Source organism: Pseudazoarcus sp. NS36 (genome assembly GCF_059703705.1).
Genome location: NZ_BAAKJA010000007.1, coordinates 11,274 through 30,096 on the forward strand (window position 1 = coordinate 11,274; position 18,823 = coordinate 30,096).

Sequence of the window (18,823 nt, forward strand, 5' to 3'; positions counted from 1 at the left end):
TTCCCCTGCGTCAAAAACGTCCGAGTTTAACGCACCCGTCCGCGGCCTCACGCCGGGGCCGGCCATCCGCGCTAGAATCGCGCCTTGCGAATCCCGCCTGCATCACCGACCACCGAGGCCCATTCCCGTGTCCGAACACCGCACCGGCGACACCACCAACGCCACCCCCGGCAACTTCATCCGCAGCATCATCGAAGACGACAACCGCAACGGCAAGTGGGGCGGCCGCGTCGAAACCCGCTTCCCGCCGGAGCCCAATGGCTACCTGCACTACGGGCACGCCAAGTCGATCTGTCTGAACTTCGGGCTGGCCGAGTACTACGGCGGCGAATGCCATCTGCGCTTCGACGACACCAACCCGGAAAAGGAAGATCAGGAATACGTCGACGCCATTATCGACGCCGTGAGCTGGCTGGGCTTCGACTGGGGCAAGCACCTGTACTTTGCATCCGATTATTTCGAGACCATGTATCAGTGCGCCGTGAGCCTGATCAAGGCTGGCCACGCCTATGTGGACTCCCTGCCCGCCGACGAGATGCGGGCGCTGCGCGGCACGCTGACCGAGGCAGGCAAGGACAGCCCCTTCCGCACCCGCAGCGTGGAAGAAAACCTCGACCTGTTCCGTCGCATGCGCGACGGCGAATTCGCCGACGGCACGCACGCGCTGCGCGCCAAGGTCGACATGGCCAGCCCCAACATCAACCTGCGCGACCCGGTGATCTACCGCATCCGCCGCATTGCGCACCACCGCAGCGGCGACCGCTGGTGCGTGTATCCGCTGTACACCTTTGCGCACCCGATCGAGGACGCCATCGAGAACATCACGCACTCGATCTGCACGCTCGAATTCGAGGATCAGCGCCCGTTCTACGACTGGCTGCTGGCCACGCTGGCGGACGCCGGCATGTTCGAGCGCCCGGTGCCACAGCAGATCGAGTTCGCGCGCCTCAACCTGAACTACACCGTGCTGTCCAAGCGCAAGCTGATCCAGCTCGTGGACGAAGGCCACGTCGACGGCTGGGACGATCCGCGCCTGCCGACCCTGGTCGGTGCGCGTCGCCGTGGCTTCACGCCCGAAGGCTTCCGCATGTTTGCCGAGCGCATCGGCGTGTCCAAATCCGACTCGTGGATCGACATGAGCGTGCTCGAAGAGTGCATGCGCGAGCATCTGAACGAAGCGGCCGAGCGCCGTGTCGCGGTACTCGACCCGCTCAAGCTCATCATCACCAACTACCCGCAGGGCGGTGAAGAGCTGTGCGAGGCGCCCAACCACCCGCTCAAACCGGAGCTGGGAAAACGCGAGATGCCCTTCACGCGCGAGCTGTGGATCGAGCGCGAAGACTTCATGGAAGAGCCCGTAAAGGGCTTCCGTCGCCTGTTCCCGGACAACCTGGTGCGCCTGCGCTACGGCTACGTCGTCAAATGCACCGGCTGCGAGAAAGACGCCTCTGGCCGCGTCACCGCCGTGCTGGCCGAGTACATGCCGGACTCCAAGAGCGGCACGCCAGGCGCGGACAACTACAAGGTCAAGGGCAACCTGCACTGGGTCTCGGCCGACTACGGCTACCGTGCCGAGGTGCGCCTGTACGACCGCCTCTTCGCCTGGCCCAACCCCGGCGCACGTCGCGAGGGCGACGCACCGGAGGTCGAACGCAGCTTCATCGACGACATCAACCCCGAGTCAAAGACCGTCATCACGGCCTGGCTGGAGCCATCCCTGCGTCGCGCGCGGCCGGAAGAGTGCTTCCAGTTCGAGCGCCACGGCTACTTCGTGGCCGACCGGGTGGATTCGCAGGATGGCGCACCGGTGTTCAACCGCACGGTGACGCTGAAGGACTCCTGGGCGAAAGCCGGCGGTCAGTAAAACGATACGGGCGGGCCGGCAATCAAACCGGCCCGCCCGCTTTCTTGTCGGTCTTTTCCCGCTCTGCCAGCGCATCACCGAGCGGCCCCAGCACCGGCTTGAAGCCGGCACGATGTGCTGCACGGGCCACCGCATGCGCGGCCAGCGGTGCGGTTGCGAGCAGCACCACGATGGCCAGCAAGGCCTCCAGCGCCGCCTCGCCATTTGACGCAGCGGCCACGCCTCCCAGAATCAGCATGGCCCCAAGCGCACCGGCCTTGCTCGCGGCATGCATGCGGCTGTAGCAGTCTGGCAGGCGCGTCACGCCGATTGCGCCGAGCAGACTGAACAGCCCTCCCAGAATGAACAGCGCCGAGGCAATCCAGGGCATCAGGGAAGCACTCATTTGTGTTCCTCCCCGGATGTCATGCCCGTGTCGTCCACTTCGGTGTCCGCGCGGAACAGCAGCGCAAAACCGACCGTCCCCAGAAAGGACACCAGCGCCAGCACCACCGCCACGTCGAGGAATACGGCCTGGGCGGTCAGCGCCGACACCGTGGCAATCGCCGCCACGCCGAGCAGGGTCAGCGCATCAATGGCCACCACACGGTCAGCGCCGGTCGGACCGCGCAACAGACGCAGCAACACCAGCGCACCGCTCACCGCGAGCAGCACGACGACCAGCGGCAGAACCCAGAAGGCCCCGACAAGATCAACCGTCATCGAATTTCTCCCTTGCAGTAGCCGGCGAATCGCCAGCGTCGATCCAGGCCAGCAGTCTCGCCTCGATTGCGCGCACGCCAGCCTCGACCTCGCCGGCGTCCTCGGCATCAAGTGCGTGCACGTACATCAGGCCGGAGTCCGGGTCGTAGTCCATGGCCATGGTGCCCGGCGTCAGCGTCAGCAGGCAACCGACCAGCGTCGCGATGCGCTCGTCCCGCCGTAGCAGGCGGATCGCGACAATCGCCGGACGCGGCTCGCGGTTCAGGCCGAACACCACACGCGCAACATCCACGCTGGCGCGGACAACTTCCCAGGCAAACCAGAACACGAAGCCAACACCCAGTTCGAGCCGCCGCACATAGGGGCGCACCCCCATCAGACCGGCTCCGAGCTTGAGCACCAGATAGACCAGAATCGCCGACACGGTCACGCCCATCAGCGTCAGGGCGTTGGAGAAAGCGGCCAGCACAGCCGCCAGCAGAAGATGTATTCCGAGCATGCCTACTCTCCTCCCGCGTGCGCCATGCGCTGCAGATAGCCGACCGGCTCGGCGAGCTGTTCGGCCGCCGCGATGGCGTAGTCCATGACCGGACCTGCACCGAAACCGATCAGCACCGTCAGCGCCGCCAGCGCGCTCACCGACCACCACGCGCCACGTATGCCCGGCACCGGACGGACGGCCTCTTCACCCTGCGGATGCGCCTTGAGGAAGGCCTCGTTCCAGATCTTGCTCATCGACAGCAGGGTCAGGATGCCGGTGATCAGCGCAATCGCCGCGGCCCACCAGAAGCCGCCTTCCAGGCTGGCCTTGACCAGCACCAGCTTGGCCCAGAAGCCCGACAACGGCGGAATGCCGGCCAGCGACAGCGCCGGAATGGCAAACAGGATCGCGAGCAGCGGCCACTTCGCATACAGGCCGCCCATCCCGGCGAGCCGTTCCGAGCCGGTCAGGCGCGCCGCCAGCCCGCCCACGAAGAACAGATTCGCCTTCACCACGATGTGGTGAATGATGTAGAACACCGCGCCGGCAATGGCCAGCGGCGTGGCCAGGGCCAGTCCCAGGATCATGTAGCCGACCTGGCTGACGATGTGGAAGGACAGGATGCGGCGCACCTCGTTCTGCGCCGCCGCACCCAACACACCGATCAGCATCGTCGCGCAGGCAATCCACAGCAGCACCACGTGGGCGTCGCCGAACTCCGGCCACAACAGCGTCACGAGCCGGATCAGCGCGTACACCCCGACTTTTGTCAGCAGCCCCGCGAACAGCGCCGAGGCCGGCGTCCAGGCCACATGGTAGGAAGCCGGCAACCAGCCGAACACCGGGAACAGTGCGGCCTTGATCGAGAACGACAGCAGCATCAGCACCACCGCCATGGTCGAGCCGGGCGGGATCTCGCCTGAGCGGAAGATCATCGCCAGCTCGCCCATGTTGAGCGTGCCGGTGGCGCTGTAGATCATGCCCGCCGAGAGCAGGAAGATGAGCGTCGCAACCAGGTTGAGCACGACGTAGGTCATGGTGCCGGCCAGCCGGCGGCGCCCGCCGCCCAGCGAGATCAGCGCAAACGAGCCGATCAGCAGCACCTCGAACCACACGTACAGGTTGAACACGTCGGCGGTGACGAAGGCGCCGCACACCCCGCACAGCAGGCCGTGCACGAAGAGGTGGAAGTCGCGCGCGACCTCGGCCTCGCCTTCGCGGCGGATGCCGTAGATCACGGTTGCCAACCCGACCGCGCCGGTGATGGCCACCATCGCGGCAGACAAACGGTCGATCACCGCCGAGATGCCGTAAGGTGCCTGCCAGCCGCCGATCTGGCCGGCCAGCACCACGTCCGAGGCCGCCATGCCGACCAGTGCCAGCCCGACCAACAACAAGGCAAACGCGCCGAGCACGCTGACGATGCGCACCAGATCGTGACGCGGCCGCAACAGCAGGCACAGCACCAGCGTGGCGAGGGGCACCGCCATCGGCGCCACGAGAAGGAAATCGCTCATGCGCGCACCTCCCCGTCCTTGCCGCCCTCGCCCGCAGCGCGCTCGTCATCGCGCCCGTCCGGCGCCGGTTCCTCAGTAGCCGCGGTTACGAAGTCGGTCGTGGTCATGCCGTGCGTTTCACGCACGCTCTTGAGCACGGCCAGCGCAAACACGAACAGCCCGAAGCCGATCACGATCGCGGTCAGTACCAGCGCCTGCGGCAGCGGGTTGGCCGCGTCTGCCGGCACTCCCGCGGCCGACACAAAAGCGGCCGATTCGCCGAAGTAGCGACCCGAGGTCAGCACGCCCAGGTTGATGGCGTTGCCGATGATGGCCACGCCCAGCACGACCCGCACCAGATTGCGGTCGAGCAGCATCCACATGCCGATTCCGGCCAGGCCGCCCACCGTCAATGCAGCGATGATTTCCATCAGTTGGCCCTCCCGGCAAGACGTTGCACCATGTGCATGACCGATCCGAACACGGTCAGAAACACGCCGAGATCGAACAGCAACGGCGTGCCCAGCTTGACGCCCAGCGGCGTAAACCACAGCCCGGTGAGGAAGGGCTGACCTGCAAGGATGCCGATCAGGCCGGCCAGCAGCGCAACCCCCAGCCCGGCACCGATCAGCCGCGGCGGCGAGGTCCACATCAACTCGCGCGCCACGCGGTTGCCGAAGGACAGTACCAGCAGGATGAAGCCGATGGCGCCGACCAGCCCGCCGATGAAACCACCGCCCGGCAGGTGATGCCCCCGCCACAACAGGATCAGCGAAACCAGCATCAGCACCGCCGCAAAAGGCCGCAGGCCTTGCCGCAGCATCGGCGAGGCGAACTCCGGCTCGGGGCGTTCATGCAGGGTTGCGGGCTTGCCACCGCTCAACAGGGTCGCCGCCGCCAGCGCGGCCAGCGCCACCACGAGAATCTCGCCCAGCGTGTCGAAGGCGCGGAAGTCCACCAGGATGACGTTCACGACGTTGCTGCCGTGACCGCCGGGATAACTGTTGGCGAGGAACCAGTCGGCGATGTCGCCCGGCAGCGGATGGTCTACCGCCGCGATAAGCGCGCCGGCCACCGCCAGCCCGAACAGCACCGAGATCACGGCGTGGAACACCCGCACCGAGGCGTGGCGCGCCCCGATGCGCGGTACACGCGGCATGCTGCGGAACACGAAGGCCAGGAACACCACGCTCAGCGTCTCGACCATCAACTGCGTGATCGCCACGTCCGGCGCATTGGCCGACAGGAAGATCAGTGCCAGCCCAAGGCCGCTGGCCCCCAGCGCGGTCACCAGCGCCAGCCGGCCGCGCATCACGGCCGCCGCTGCCGCACCGCACAGCGCCAGCACACAGCCCGCCACGCCCGGCAGCGTGACTTCGGAGTACACGCCGCCGGAGAGCAGGTTTTCCTCGCTGACGATCAAGGCCACCAGCACCACCGAACTGAAGATCAGGCACATCATGGTCATGTGCAGGCGCAGCGAACCGTGCTGGAAGTTCGCCGCGATGCTGCCGGCAAACGCGAACACACGCTTGAGCAGCCGATCCCACAGCATGTCGCCGGAGACATTCCAGAACACCCGCCAGCGCGCGATATGGCGCCGCACGAGATGCCGGTAGCCATAGAACAGCGCACCTAGCGCAACGGTCACCACGCTCGCCAGCACCGCCGGCGTGATGCCGCCCCACAGGTAGAGCTTGACGTCCACTTCGCCGCGCGCCACCGACTGCACGGCGGCATTGACGATCCAGGTTTCCGGCCAGTCGTTCCACGCCCCGAGCACGAAACCGCCAATGGCCAGCAACACCGGGCCGAGCCACATCGGCAGCGAGACCTCGTGCGGGTGCTTGTTGGGGTACGGCCCTTCCTTGCCGAGGAAAGTGCGGATGAACACCAGGCCTGCGGCCGCCAGCAACAGGGCATTGGTCAGGATCATGGCCAGCGTCACGACCCAGCCGACCACGCCCATCTCGATCAGACCGGCGTACTTGAACTCCTTGGCGATGAAGCCGAAGAATGGTGGCAGACCGGCGTTGGAGAAGGCCGCCAACGCAACCGCCGCGCCGGTCAGCGGCATGTAGCGGATCAGGCCGCCTAGCTTGGACAGCTCGCGCGTACCGGTGGAGTGATCGACGGCACCCACGGCCATGAACAGCGCGCCCTTGTACAGCGAGTGCGCCAGCAGATACAGCACGAAGGCCTGCAGGCCATAGGTGGTGTTGGTGCCGATCAGCATGGTGAGCTGCCCCAGCACGGTGACCGTGGTGTAGGCCAACAGGCGCTTGAGGTCGGTCTGACGGATGGCCAGCACCGCACCGACGATGGCCGTGACCGCCCCGAAAGCGACCAGGATCATGCTCCAGCCGCCGTCGCCGCCCATCACCGGGTTCAGACGTGCCATCAGATACACGCCGGCCTTCACCATGGTCGCCGAGTGCAGGTACGCCGACACCGGCGTCGGTGCGTTCATGGCATTGGGCAGCCACAGGTGGAACGGCACCTGGGCGGACTTGGTGAAGCAGCCCAGCAGCACCAGCACCATGATGGCGTAGAAGCTCGGATGGGCCTCGATGGCAGCGATGTCCAGCCCGGAGAAGGTCCAGCCGTTGCCGGCCACGCCCAGCAGCAGCAAACCCGCCAGCAGCGCCAGCCCGCCCCCGCCGGTGATCAGCAACGCCTGCAGCGCCGCGCGGCGCGACACCGCGCTTTCATGCTGGAACGCGATCAGCAGGAAGGAGGTGACGCTGGTCAGCTCCCAGAACACGAACATCACGATGAGATCGTCGGCCAGCACCAGGCCGAGCATGGCCATCATGAACAGCAGCAGATAGGCGTAGAAGCGCCCCAGATGGCGATGGTCATGCAGATAGGCACCGGCATACAACACGATGAGCGTGCCGATACCGGTCACCAGCAGCGCGAACAGCAACGACAACCCGTCGAGCCGCAGGGTCACGGCCACATCGAGGGCCGGCACCCATTGCAGGGTCTCGACGATGGCACCGCCGCTGGCCACCACCGGAATACAGCTTAGGAACCAAAGGAATGCGCCAAACGGCGCGATCGCCAGCAACCAGCCGGCACGATCACCAATGCGGTGAGCAAGCCATGGCGCCGGCAGTGCGGAAAGCGCAATTGCAATGATCGCGCTCAGCATGACGCCCCCTCGCGGGGTACATCGTGTTGCATGCCCGTCCCTCCCACTTCGGGTCGCCCGCAAGGCGACCCTTGTTCTTCTGGTCTGGCACGACGCGTTCTCAGGCGCCGCAGCGGCCCTGACTCAGATCGTGTGCCTGAGCCAGCGCCGCGTCATCAGGGTAAACCATGATGACCCACCCGACGAAAAGACGCGGGAGGGCGAAAAACGTTCAAGGAATCGTCACACAACGTGATACGAAAAATCAGAAGGACTCGTCTGCGGACAGGAATCGCCATTTCCCGGGCGGCAGATCGCCCAGCACCACACCACCGATGCGGATGCGCTTGAGAGCCACCACTTTCAGCCCGACCAGCTCGCACATGCGCCGGATCTGGCGTTTGCGCCCCTCGCGCAGGCGGAAACGCAGGGTGTCTTCGCGCAACCACTCGACCTGCGCGCGGCGCAGCTTGCGACCGTCGAGTTCGAGCCCGTGGTTGAGCAGAGCCAGACCGTCTGCAATGAGCTCGCCCTTCACCCGCACCAGGTATTCCTTCTCGACTTCGGAATCGTCTCCGATGAGCTGACGGGCAATACGCCCGTCCTGCGTCAGCACCAGCAGGCCGGTGGAGTCGATGTCGAGCCGCCCGGCCGGCGCCAGGCCGCGCAGATGCGCGGGGCGAAAAGCCCCGCCGGTCTGGTCGTACTGGGTTTCCGGAGTGACCAGCGAGACCGCCGGCGTATGGCCATCTTCGGCCTGCGCCGAGACATAGCCGATCGGCTTGTGCAACAGGATGGTGACGCGGTCCGACTGGCGCTGCTTTGCTTCGCCGGCCAAATGGATTTCGGCATCCGGGTGAATGCGCGTGCCGAGCTCACTGACCCGCTCGCCATTGACGAAGACCCAGCCGCGCTCGATATAGGCATCGGCCTCGCGACGCGAACAGATCCCGCGCTCGGCCATGATCTTGGACAGACGCACGCCTTCTGCCGGCACTGAATCGGTCACCGGCCTTGCAGATTCGGGCGCTTTCTCGACCGCCACCGGCGGGCGCACTTCGCGCCGGACCGGCTGGGGCCTGGGCGACGGAGCCGGGCCCGGACGGGGCGCGGATCTTGGCTTGTTCGCAGGCTTGGGCTTGTCTCCGGCAGCAACCGGAACGGAGGCACGCGCGACGCGTCGGCGGCGCGGCAACTCAGCCACGGTCGTCGGCCGGGTCCTGCGCCTCGGCCTCGGGATGCCCCGGCGGCGGATCAAAGGTCGCCCAGCCGCAGCTGCTGCCGGTCGGCGGCAATTCCTTGAGGGACTTCTCGCGCTGCTGGTGCAGATGCGCCTTGGCGACGAAATGCGCGGTGATCGGCGCCGTCAGAAACAGGAAGAACACGATCAGCACTTCATGGATGGAGAAATCGCCCCCCACCGCGAAGAACACCACCGAAGCAAACAGCGCACTGCCGATGCCCAGCGTGGTGGCCTTGGTCGGCGCGTGCAGGCGGGCCATCAACTCGGGCAGCTTGATCATGCCGATCGAGCCGACGAGCAGGAACACGCCGCCGATGACGATCAGTGCAGACACGATGAATTCAAAAAACAGGTTCATTGCCGTGCCCTCACTCGATCACGTCGCCGCGCAGGATGAAGCGGCAGTAGGCAACGGTGGAAATGAAACCGAACATCGCAAACAGCAGCGCGGCCTCGAAATACACCGTCGTGCCATGGTGGATACCGTAGTAGATGATCAGCGCGATGGCGTTGATGACCATGGTGTCGACCGCGATCACGCGGTCCATGACGGTCGGCCCCTTGGCCAGCCGCCACAGGTTGAGCAGCAGCGCGATCGAGACGGCCGCAAAGCCGAACATCAAAGCGTAGGCAATCATCCGAAAATCTCCATCAGGCGGGCCTCGTAGCGCGCCTTCATCTCGCGCACGGCGGTTTCGGCGTCGGGCGCGTCCAGACAATGCACCAGCAGGCTGCGGCCGTCGGCCGAGATGTCGCTGCTGACGGTGCCCGGCGTCATCGTGATGGTGCCGGCGAGGATGGCGATGGCCTCGGGCGTTTTCAGCTCGATCGGCACCGTCACCCAGCGCGTATTGAGCTCTTTGACCGGGCAGAACAGGATCAGCTTGGCCACGATCACATTGGCCACGATCACGTCCCAGGCCACGAGCAACATGAACTCGAAGGCCTTGCTCCAAGAACGCACGATCGGGCGGTCCGGCCAGAACTGGCTGGTCAGGATGGAGATCGAGATGCCCAGAATGATGCCGACGATCAACCCACCGGCGCTGAAATCATTGAGCAGCAGCATCCACAGCACCACCAGCGCCGCGGTCAGCAGCGGATGCGGCAGCCAACGCTGCAGGAAGCTCCGTTCATCGTGTTTGGCGTGCATCAGCGGCCTCCCGCAAGTCCGCCGAACAGCACGGCGGATTGATAGTCACCCGGATTGAAGAGCTGGTCGGCGGTATCTTCGAAGAACAGCATCACCGGCCCCGCAAACACCGTCATCGCCACGGTCATCGCCAGCAGCGCTCCGAGCGCGAAGTACGGCAGGACACGCACACGCACACGGGCGCGAATCTCGCCCTCCTGCGCCGTGCTCTTCCAGAACAGCGTGCTGCCGGCGCGCCCGAAACCGATGATGATCAGCAGTGAAGTGACCAGGATCAGGCCCCACAACCAGACAGCCTGCGGCGCCTCGCGCACGGCATCCAGAATCAGCAGCTTGCCGAGAAAGCCCGACAGCGGAGGCAGACCGGCCATGGCGATGGCAGCGACAAAGAAGAAGGCCGACACCAGACCCAGCTGGACAAAGCGCGGTGCCACGTCGAGCAGATCAGCGTGGCCGGGACGGCGCTCGGTGACCAGATCGACCACCAGGAACAGCGCGGCCGCCGCCAAGGTGGAATGCACCATGTAGTACAGCGCAGCAGCCATCGACTCCGGCGTGAATACGCCGACCGTCATCAGCAGCGTGCCCATGGAGGCGATCACGGCGAAGCTGACCATCTGACCCAGGCTGCGCGAAGCCACCACGCCACAGGCCCCGATCACCAGAGTGATCATGGCCGCCGGCATCAGCCAGGGCTCGGCAACCCAGGCCACCTCGTCTGAGGTACCGCCGAACACCAGCGTGTACACCCGGATGATCGAATAGGCACCGACCTTGGTCATGATCGCGAACAGTGCCGCGACCGGCGCCGGCGCATTGCCATAGGTGCCCGGCAGCCAGAACTGCACCGGCACCAACGCCGCCTTCACGGCGAACACCACCAGCAGCAGGATCGCACCGGTGTGCAGCAGAGCCTGATCTTCGGCCACGACTTCGCGCACACCGACAGCCAGATCCGCCATGTTCAGCGTGCCGGTCACGGCGTAGATCAGACCGACGGCAAACAGGAACAGCGTCGAGCCGATCAGGTTGATCACGACGTATTGCACGCCGGCCTTCACGCGCAGCGCGCCACCGCCATGCACCATCAGGCCGTAGGACGCGATCAGCAGCACCTCGAAGAACACGAAGAGGTTGAACAGGTCGCCGGTCAGGAAGGCCCCGTTGATACCCATCAGCTGGAACTGGAAGAGCGCATGAAAATGCTGGCCGCGCTTGTCCCAGCCATTGAGCGTGTAGAGCAGCACGAACAGGCCGATGACCGAGGTCAGCACCAGCATCACGGCCGACAGGCGGTCGAGCACCAGCACGATGCCGAAGGGCGCAACCCAGTTGCCCAGCGCATAGCTGAGCACCGTGCCGTCCACCACCATGCCCATCAGGATGCAGGCCAGGACCACCAGCAGGGCCGCCGAGGCGACCGAGAAGATGCGCGCCAGAACGATGTCAAAACGCATCGCCAGGGCGATCACCGGCGCCACCAGCGCCGGCAGAAGGATCGGGAGAATGACCCAGTGATTCATCGCTCGCCCTTCCCTTGTGCCTCACCGGGCAACGCCACGTCGACATGATCGGTGTCGCTCTCGATGTAGGCGCGCAGCGCCATCACCACGATCACTGCGGTCATGCCGAAAGAGATCACGATGGCCGTCAGCACCAGCGCCTGCGGCAACGGATCGGTATAGCCAGAGGCGAAATCACTGATCACCGGGGGCTTGTTGATGGTCAGGCGCCCCATCGCAAAGAGGAAAACGTTGACCGCATAGCTCAGCAAGGCCAGCCCCAGCACCACAGGATAGGTGCGTGCGCGCAGGACCAGATAGATGCCGGCAGCCGTCATGACGCCAACCGCAGAAGCAACCATGAACTCCATGTCAGTTCCCCCCCGCGACTGGCGCGGCATGGCGCGACGGATCGATATCCATCGGCTCAGTATTCACAGGCTGTTTGCCAACACGGCGGCCCAGACGCGACAGGTTTGCCAGCGCCAGCATCACAGCGCCGACCACGGTCAGGAATACGCCCACATCGAAAGCGATTGCGCTGGCGATCTCGAACTTGCCGACCACCGGCCAGTGCAGATAGGTGAAGGCACTGGTCAGGAACGGATAGTCGAGCACCATCGCCGCAATGCCGGTCGCCGCAGCAATCAGCACGCCGGCGCCGATCATGACGTGATAGTCGATGCGCATGCGCTGCGCCGTCCAGGCGTAACCGCTGGCCATGTACTGCAGCAGCAAGGCGATGGACGCCACCAGACCGGCAATGAAGCCGCCGCCCGGCGAGTTGTGACCACGCAGGAAGATGTAGGCCGCCACCATCATCGCCAGCGGCAGCATGATGCGGGTGGCCACCACCATGATCAGCGGGTGACGATCGGCCGACAACTGCATGTCCGGCGCCCAGGAGCTGAGCTTGCCGCCCAGTTCGCCGCGCATCATGCCGTCGAGCAAGGCGAAGATCGTCAGACCGGCAATGCCCAGCACGATGATCTCCCCGAAGGTATCGAAACCGCGGAAGTCCACCAGGATGACGTTGACCACGTTGGTGCCGCCCCCGCCCGGAACCGACTGGTTCAGGTAATAGGCCGACAGGCTCTCATAGTCGCGTGAAAGCACTGCCCAGGTCAGCCCGGTGATGCCGATGCCGCCCAGCGCGGCGATCAGGCCGTCGCGCAGCTTGCGGCCACCGCTGCTCTCGCGCGGCGTTTCTTTCGGCATGAAATACAGGGCCAGCAGGATCAGGATGACGGTGACGACTTCGACCGAAATCTGCGTCAGCGCCAGATCGGGCGCCGAGAAATACAGGAAGCCGACCGACACGATCAGGCCCACGACCCCCACCGACAGCAAGGCCAGCAGACGGCTGCGGTGCATGCACACCGCAGCCACGCAGCAGCCCACCAGCAGCAGCCAGCCCACTGCCGCCACCGGCGTGATCGCGATGGATTCGCGCGTGCCTTCGCCATGCTCGTGCGTCAGGAAGGTCACGAAACCGATGATCACCGTGCCGGCGATCATGAAGGCCATGTAGCGCTGCAAGGACCCATTGTGCAGGGCCAGCACCGTCTTCTGGCTGAGCCGCACCACGGCATTCACCGTGCTGAAGAACATGGCCTTGGCGTCCGGATGCGGGCCGGCCTGCCAGATGGCGCGCACATTGGTGTAACGCCACAGCACGAACAGGCCGATGGCGACCGCGGCCATGGACATGAACAGCGCCGGCGTGAAGCCGTGCCAGATCGACAGATGGAAGTCCGGCACGGCGCCGCCAATGACGGCGCCCGCGGTCACGCGCACCAGCGGACCGGCAATGGTCTCGGGGAACAGACCGATCAGCACCACCAGCGCGACCAGCAACATCGGCGGCAGCGACATGCCCATCGGCGGGTCATGCGGCTTGCTCGGGTAGTCCGTGCGCTTCGGGCCGAAATACACATGCACGATGTAGCGGAAGGAATACGCCACCGAGAACACCGCGCCGAGCGTGGCAAACAGCGGTATCACCCAGCCCTGACCCAGCCAGCTCGCCTTCCAGGCCTCATCCAGCATCATTTCCTTGGACAGGAAACCGTTGAACAGGGGCATGCCGGCCATCGAGGCCGCGGCGATCATCGCCAGCGTGCCGGACAGCGGCATCAGAAACATCAGGCCGCCCAGACGTTTGATGTCACGCGTGCCGGCTTCGTGGTCGATGATGCCGGCGTTCATGAACAGCGCCGCCTTGAAGGTGGCGTGGTTGAGGATGTGGAAGACCCCGGCCACCGCCGCCATCGGCGTGGCCAGACCGAACAGGAAGGTCACCAGCCCGAGGTGGCTGACCGTCGAGAAGGCCAGCAGGCCTTTCAGGTCATCCTTGAACAGCGCGATGCAGGCGGCAATCACCATGGTCGCCAGACCCGTCGTAGCTACCAGATAGAACCACCAGTCGGTGCCCGACAGCGCCGGCCACATGCGCGCCAGCAGGAAGATACCGGCCTTCACCATGGTGGCCGAGTGCAGGTAGGCCGACACCGGCGTGGGCGCGGCCATGGCGTGCGGCAGCCAGAAGTGGAACGGGAACTGAGCGCTCTTGGTGAAACAGCCGATCAGGATCAGGATCAGCGCCGGCACGTACATCGGCGATGCCTGGATGGCCTCGGCGTGATTGAGGATGATGGTCAGATCGTAGGATCCGACGATGTTGCCGAGGATCAGCATGCCAGCAATCATCGCCAGACCGCCGCCACCGGTGACGGCCAGCGCCATGCGCGCACCCTGCCGGCCTTCCGGCAGGTGCTTCCAGTAGCCGATCAGCAGGAAGGACGCGAGACTCGTCAGCTCCCAGAAGATCAGCAGCAGCAGGATGTTGTCGGACAGCACGATGCCGACCATCGCCCCCTGGAAGAGCAGCAGATAGGTATAGAAATTACCCATCGGGTCTTCCTTCGCGAGGTAGAACCGCGCGTAGGTGATGATCAGCAGGCCGATGCCGAGGATCAGCCCGGCAAACAGCAGGCCGAGGCCGTCCAGAAAGAAATTGACGTTGAGACCCAGCTCAGGCAGCCAGCTCCAGCCGGCCTGGATGACCTCGCCGCGGAACACGGCGGGCGCGTGGGTCAGCAACAACGCGAACGCCAGCAGCGTGACCGACCCGGTCGCAATCGCACAGGCGTTGCGACCGGCACGGATCATCAGTGCCGGCAATACCGCCCCCAGAAAGGGCAGCATCACGATCAGGGCAAGACTCATTGTTATGGTTTCCTGTCGTCCTCTTCCACCGCGCAACCCGGATTATTCCGGGACGGGCTCGCACCATCTCGCGCGGCCAGCCACCCTCCTCCAGAGAGCTTGCCACACGGCACTGCATGGTGATTCGGCGCCGAAGCCAGGCTGAAAAAAACCCTGTTCCGGCACCACGCCGGCGCAGGGCACTTAGGGTTTTCACTTACATGGGCTCGGCCGGCCGTTAAAATACCCCAACTCCACCCTTCCGGGTCAAGTCGGTCGAGCGCGACTGATGACCCCGGTCAATTCCCCCGCAATCCCCTGCCTGCCAAGTCTCATGCCACGCGATTGCGCGGCGCCCCCGCCACGAAGGCCTCGATGTTGTCGATCACCTGATCGGTCATCGCCTGCATCGCAGCCCCGGACGCCCAGGCCACGTGCGGCGTCACGATCAGATTGGGAATATCGTTTGCGAGCAAGGCATTGCCCTCGCGCGGCGGCTCCGCGGACAGCACGTCCACACCGGCACCCGCAATCACCCCCGCACGCAGCGCATCGGCCAGCGCGTGCTCGTCGACCAGGCCGCCGCGCGAAGTATTCACCAGCACCGCGGTACGCTTCATGGCCGCCAGCTCTTCCGCGCCGATCATGCCACGCGTGCTCTCGTTGAGGGGGCAATGCAGCGAAATCACATCGGCCTCACGCAGCACGGTGGCGAAATCCGTGTAGCCCTCGCGCAATGTCGAGGCACCACGGTGCTCACCCCACAGGATGCGCATACCGAAGGCCTCAGCCAGCCGCGCCACGCCCTGCCCGAGACCACCACGCCCGAAGATGCCCAGCGTCGCGCCATGCAGGTCGCCCACCGGATGGCCGAACAGGCAGAAATTGTCACTCCGGGCCCACAGGCCGCTTTTCGCATCGGCGTCGTAGGCCAGCAGACTGCGGCGCAGGGCGAGCATCAGCATCAGGGCGTGTTCCGGCACGGTGTTCACCGCATAGCCGCGCACGTTCGAGACCGCGACACCGCGCTCGCGGCAGGCCGCCAGATCGATGTTGTCGGTACCCGTGGCCGAAATCGCCACCAGTTTCAGGTCCGGCAACTGCCTCAGATGCTCGGCCGTCAGACGCACCTTGTTGATGATCGCCACCTGCGCATCGCGCAGCCGCTCAACCACACGCTCGGGCGGAGTCAGCGGATATTCGATCCACTCATGCGGAACCGACGGCGTGCGAAAACCCGAAGCGACGGACTCGCCTTCGAGATTCACGATGCGGATGCTCATGTTCTGTCTCCGGAAGGGTCTTGTTGTGTGCGCAAGCTGTTCGAGCAGCCAGTCGCCGACCATGGTAGCGGCGCGGCCAGCCGGCAACACCTCGCAATAACCCGTAAGGCGCAAGCTGTTTCACTAGGCGAAACGCAAGGCCTTGGTTACACTCCGGACACGCTTATCCCGCCGGTATTGCTGTGACCCAAGCCACAGAAAACAAGAATCCCATTCAGGTTGTCGAGCGCATGATGACGCTGCTCGACGTCCTCGCCGCGCACGCCGATCCGGTGCCGCTCAAGCAGATTGCGCTCGAAAGCGGCCTGCACCCCTCGACCACACACCGCATCCTCGGCGCCATGGGGCAAAGCGGTTTCGTCGAACGTGGCGACGGTGGCACCTACCGCCTCGGCATCCGCCTGCTGGAACTGGGCAACATCGTCAAATCACGCATCTCGCTGCGCGATACGGCCATGCCCTTCATGCTCAAACTGCACAACGAAACCGGTGAGAGCGTGAACCTCGGCATGCGTGACGGCGACGCCATGGTCTACGTCGAACGCACCTCCAGCGGCCGCTCCTCGGTGCGCGTGGTGCACATCGTCGGCGCCCGCGCACCGCTGCACACCACCGCCTCGGGCAAGCTCTTTCTGGTGGAAGACGGGCGCGACAAGGTGCGCGACTACGCCAAACGCACCGGCCTGCCGGGCAGCACGCCGGCCTCCATCACCGACCTCGACAAGCTCGAACGCGAACTCGCCGAAACCCGCCGCCACGACGTGGCCTTCGACCTCGACGAGGTCGAACTCGGCGTGCGCTGCATCGCCGCCGGCATCCGCGACGACAGCGGCGACCTGGTCGCCGGCCTGTCGCTGTCCACACCGTCGGAACGCTTCAAGCGCGACTGGGCCCCGCTGGTGCGCAGTACCGCGCAGGAAATCTCGCGGGCGCTGGGCTTTACCGAGCCGGCGCCAAAACGGCGTTAAGCTTCCGTCCCGGACGCCGCTTCCAGCACCTTCAGCAGACTCGACGTGTCGTCGTAGCCCCAGCCCTGGTTCATCAGCGCATTGAGCTGCTGCCAGGTCTGCGCGGCAATCGGCAACGGCGCGCCGACCTTCACCGCCTCGTTCAGCAGGATGCCGAAGTCCTTGTGGTGCAGCCGCGCTTGGATGCCGGCCGAGAAGTCGCGCTGGACCATGCGCTCGCCCATCACCTCCATCACGCGCGAAGCCGCCGAGCCGCCCAGCAGCGCGGTGCGCACGGCGGCGAGATCCACATTGTGGGCGCGCGCCAGATGCATGGCTTCGGCGCAGGCTTGCAGCGCGCACACCATCACCATCTGGTTGCAGGCCTTGGCGACCTGCCCGGCGCCGGGCTCACCGATGCGCACGATGGTCTTGCCCATGGCCTCCAACAGCGGACGTACGCGATCGAACACCTCTTCGCTCGCCCCGGCCATGATCGCCAGCGTACCCAGTACCGCCGCCTGCTCACCGCCGGACACCGGCGCATCCACCCAATGGATGCCGGCTTCGGCATAGCGCCGGGCGAAGTCGCGCGCCGCATCGGGCGCGATGGTGCTCATATCCACATGCACCGCACCCGCCCTTAAGCCGGCCGCCAGCCCGTGCTCGCCGAAGGCCACGCCTTCGACATCCTTGCTGTTGGTGATGATGGTGATGACCACGTCGCTCGCGGCCGCCAGCGCCGCCGGCGTGTCATGGGCTGTCGCGCCCTGTTCGACCAGCGGCGCCGTCGATTCCGCCCGGCGCGCCCATACGCCCAGGGTATGGCCGGCGCGCATCACATGTTCTGCCATCGGGCGCCCCATCACGCCCAGTCCGATGAATCCGACGCGCATCACCCTTCTCCTCCGCTCATGCGTTCGAACAGCTTCAGCATGGCGACCGAATCCTCTTCGCCCAGGCCGCTACCGACCATTGCGTTGTAGAGCTGTGCTGCGGCTGCCGCGGTGGGCAGCTGCAGACCCAGGCGGTGCGCCTCTTCGAGCACGATGCGCATGTCCTTCTGGTGCATCCACGACTTGAAGCCGGGCTGAAAATCACGTTTGACCATGCGTCCGCCGTGCGCGTCGAGAATGCGCGAGGCGGCAAAACCGCCCATCAGCACTTCGCGCACCGCACCGGCATCCACGCCGCTCTTGCGCGCGAAATTGAGCGCCTCGGCCACCGCCGCCACGCCTACACCGGTCACGATCTGATTGCAGGCCTTGGCGACCTGACCGGCGCCGTTGCCGCCGATGTGCGAGATGGTCTTGCCCATGGCCTCGAACAGGGGTTTGACGCATTCGAAGGCCGAAGCGTCGCCGCCGACCATGATGGTCAGCGTGGCGTTGATCGCACCCGGCTCACCGCCGGACACCGGCGCGTCGAGCATGGTCACGCCACGCTCGCGCAAGCGCTGCGCGATGGACTGTGTGAGCTCGGGCGAGATGGTGCTCATGTCGATGTGGATCAGGCCGGGCCGCGCGCCGTCGGCAATGCCCTCCGGCCCCAGCGCGACGCGCTCGACATCCGGGGCGTCGCCGACGATGGTGATGACCACGTCCACGTTGGCCGCCACGTCGGCGGCGCTGGTGGCGGCGGCCGCACCGGCGTCGAGCAGCGGCTGCATGGCCTCGGGGCGTCGCGCCCAGACACGCAGGGAATGCCCCGCGCGGATCAGGTTGAGCGCCATCGGACGCCCCATCAGGCCGAGCCCGATGAATCCCACATTCATTGATTTCCCCCGGAACAATCACTAGGCGTGAACAT

Annotated in this window: 18 protein-coding genes; 2 read left to right on the forward strand and 16 right to left on the reverse strand. The window is 65.5% G+C overall.

Annotated features, from left to right (window positions below; all coding sequences use genetic code 11):
• The first annotated feature begins 127 nt into the window (after nucleotides 1-127).
• The gene (locus AC6H0R_RS11820; protein ID WP_497581574.1) at nucleotides 128-1,864 is read left to right on the forward strand and encodes a glutamine--tRNA ligase/YqeY domain fusion protein; all 1,737 of its coding nucleotides are present in this window, start codon (nucleotides 128-130) and stop codon (nucleotides 1,862-1,864) included.
• A gap of 22 nt (nucleotides 1,865-1,886) precedes the next feature.
• Here the strand turns inward: AC6H0R_RS11820 and mnhG are convergent, their stop codons facing one another.
• The 14 genes from mnhG to AC6H0R_RS11890 all read right to left on the reverse strand — a co-directional run bounded on the left by mnhG (nucleotide 1,887) and on the right by AC6H0R_RS11890 (nucleotide 16,067).
• Complete coding sequence (gene mnhG, locus AC6H0R_RS11825) at nucleotides 1,887-2,249, reverse strand: monovalent cation/H(+) antiporter subunit G (protein WP_497581575.1); 363 nt, start codon at nucleotides 2,247-2,249, stop codon at nucleotides 1,887-1,889.
• Entirely contained in the window at nucleotides 2,246-2,566 is a 321-nt protein-coding gene (locus AC6H0R_RS11830; RefSeq protein WP_497581576.1) for a monovalent cation/H+ antiporter complex subunit F, read from the reverse strand. Before AC6H0R_RS11830 ends, mnhG begins: the two co-directional genes overlap by 4 nt.
• A complete protein-coding gene (locus AC6H0R_RS11835) occupies nucleotides 2,556-3,065 on the reverse strand; it encodes a Na+/H+ antiporter subunit E (protein ID WP_497581577.1) in 510 nt (169 codons plus the stop codon). The genes AC6H0R_RS11830 and AC6H0R_RS11835 overlap by 11 nt, the downstream gene beginning before the upstream one ends.
• Before the next feature lie 2 nt (nucleotides 3,066-3,067).
• Nucleotides 3,068-4,564 (reverse strand): proton-conducting transporter transmembrane domain-containing protein, encoded by a 1,497-nt coding sequence (locus AC6H0R_RS11840; protein ID WP_497581578.1) that lies wholly within the window; start codon nucleotides 4,562-4,564, stop codon nucleotides 3,068-3,070.
• Nucleotides 4,561-4,974: a sodium:proton antiporter gene (locus AC6H0R_RS11845; protein ID WP_497581579.1), complete on the reverse strand. Its 414-nt coding sequence runs from the start codon at nucleotides 4,972-4,974 to the stop codon at nucleotides 4,561-4,563. Before AC6H0R_RS11845 ends, AC6H0R_RS11840 begins: the two co-directional genes overlap by 4 nt.
• Nucleotides 4,974-7,700: a hydrogen gas-evolving membrane-bound hydrogenase subunit E gene (gene mbhE, locus AC6H0R_RS11850; RefSeq protein ID WP_497581580.1), complete on the reverse strand. Its 2,727-nt coding sequence runs from the start codon at nucleotides 7,698-7,700 to the stop codon at nucleotides 4,974-4,976. The genes AC6H0R_RS11845 and mbhE overlap by 1 nt, the downstream gene beginning before the upstream one ends.
• A gap of 244 nt (nucleotides 7,701-7,944) precedes the next feature.
• Nucleotides 7,945-8,688, reverse strand: coding sequence for a pseudouridine synthase (locus AC6H0R_RS11855; protein ID WP_497581581.1), 744 nt, complete (start codon nucleotides 8,686-8,688; stop codon nucleotides 7,945-7,947).
• A 187-nt stretch (nucleotides 8,689-8,875) separates the two neighbouring features.
• The gene (locus AC6H0R_RS11860) at nucleotides 8,876-9,280 is read right to left on the reverse strand and encodes a Na+/H+ antiporter subunit G (RefSeq protein ID WP_497581582.1); all 405 of its coding nucleotides are present in this window, start codon (nucleotides 9,278-9,280) and stop codon (nucleotides 8,876-8,878) included.
• A gap of 10 nt (nucleotides 9,281-9,290) precedes the next feature.
• Nucleotides 9,291-9,560 carry a K+/H+ antiporter subunit F gene (locus AC6H0R_RS11865; RefSeq protein ID WP_497581583.1) on the reverse strand — a complete coding sequence of 90 codons (270 nt, stop codon included), beginning with the start codon at nucleotides 9,558-9,560 and terminating at the stop codon, nucleotides 9,291-9,293.
• Nucleotides 9,557-10,075 (reverse strand): Na+/H+ antiporter subunit E, encoded by a 519-nt coding sequence (locus AC6H0R_RS11870; protein ID WP_497581584.1) that lies wholly within the window; start codon nucleotides 10,073-10,075, stop codon nucleotides 9,557-9,559. The genes AC6H0R_RS11865 and AC6H0R_RS11870 overlap by 4 nt, the downstream gene beginning before the upstream one ends.
• Nucleotides 10,075-11,598: a monovalent cation/H+ antiporter subunit D gene (locus AC6H0R_RS11875; RefSeq protein WP_497581585.1), complete on the reverse strand. Its 1,524-nt coding sequence runs from the start codon at nucleotides 11,596-11,598 to the stop codon at nucleotides 10,075-10,077. The genes AC6H0R_RS11870 and AC6H0R_RS11875 overlap by 1 nt, the downstream gene beginning before the upstream one ends.
• Entirely contained in the window at nucleotides 11,595-11,948 is a 354-nt protein-coding gene (locus AC6H0R_RS11880) for a Na+/H+ antiporter subunit C (RefSeq protein WP_497581586.1), read from the reverse strand. Before AC6H0R_RS11880 ends, AC6H0R_RS11875 begins: the two co-directional genes overlap by 4 nt.
• A 1-nt stretch (nucleotide 11,949) precedes the next feature.
• Nucleotides 11,950-14,805 carry a monovalent cation/H+ antiporter subunit A gene (locus tag AC6H0R_RS11885; protein WP_497581587.1) on the reverse strand — a complete coding sequence of 952 codons (2,856 nt, stop codon included), beginning with the start codon at nucleotides 14,803-14,805 and terminating at the stop codon, nucleotides 11,950-11,952.
• A 311-nt stretch (nucleotides 14,806-15,116) separates the two neighbouring features.
• Complete coding sequence (locus AC6H0R_RS11890) at nucleotides 15,117-16,067, reverse strand: D-2-hydroxyacid dehydrogenase (RefSeq protein ID WP_497581588.1); 951 nt, start codon at nucleotides 16,065-16,067, stop codon at nucleotides 15,117-15,119.
• A gap of 230 nt (nucleotides 16,068-16,297) precedes the next feature.
• Here AC6H0R_RS11890 and AC6H0R_RS11895 point away from each other — a divergent pair, with 230 nt between their 5' ends.
• Nucleotides 16,298-17,035, forward strand: a complete 738-nt coding sequence (locus AC6H0R_RS11895) for an IclR family transcriptional regulator (protein ID WP_497581812.1) — start codon at nucleotides 16,298-16,300, stop codon at nucleotides 17,033-17,035.
• Here the strand turns inward: AC6H0R_RS11895 and AC6H0R_RS11900 are convergent.
• Both AC6H0R_RS11900 and AC6H0R_RS11905 read right to left on the reverse strand, forming a co-directional pair.
• Nucleotides 17,032-17,910 (reverse strand): NAD(P)-dependent oxidoreductase, encoded by an 879-nt coding sequence (locus AC6H0R_RS11900; RefSeq protein WP_497581589.1) that lies wholly within the window; start codon nucleotides 17,908-17,910, stop codon nucleotides 17,032-17,034. The genes AC6H0R_RS11895 and AC6H0R_RS11900 overlap by 4 nt on opposite strands.
• Nucleotides 17,910-18,788 (reverse strand): 2-hydroxy-3-oxopropionate reductase, encoded by an 879-nt coding sequence (locus AC6H0R_RS11905; RefSeq protein WP_497581590.1) that lies wholly within the window; start codon nucleotides 18,786-18,788, stop codon nucleotides 17,910-17,912. The genes AC6H0R_RS11900 and AC6H0R_RS11905 overlap by 1 nt, the downstream gene beginning before the upstream one ends.
• Between the last annotated feature and the right edge of the window lie 35 nt (nucleotides 18,789-18,823).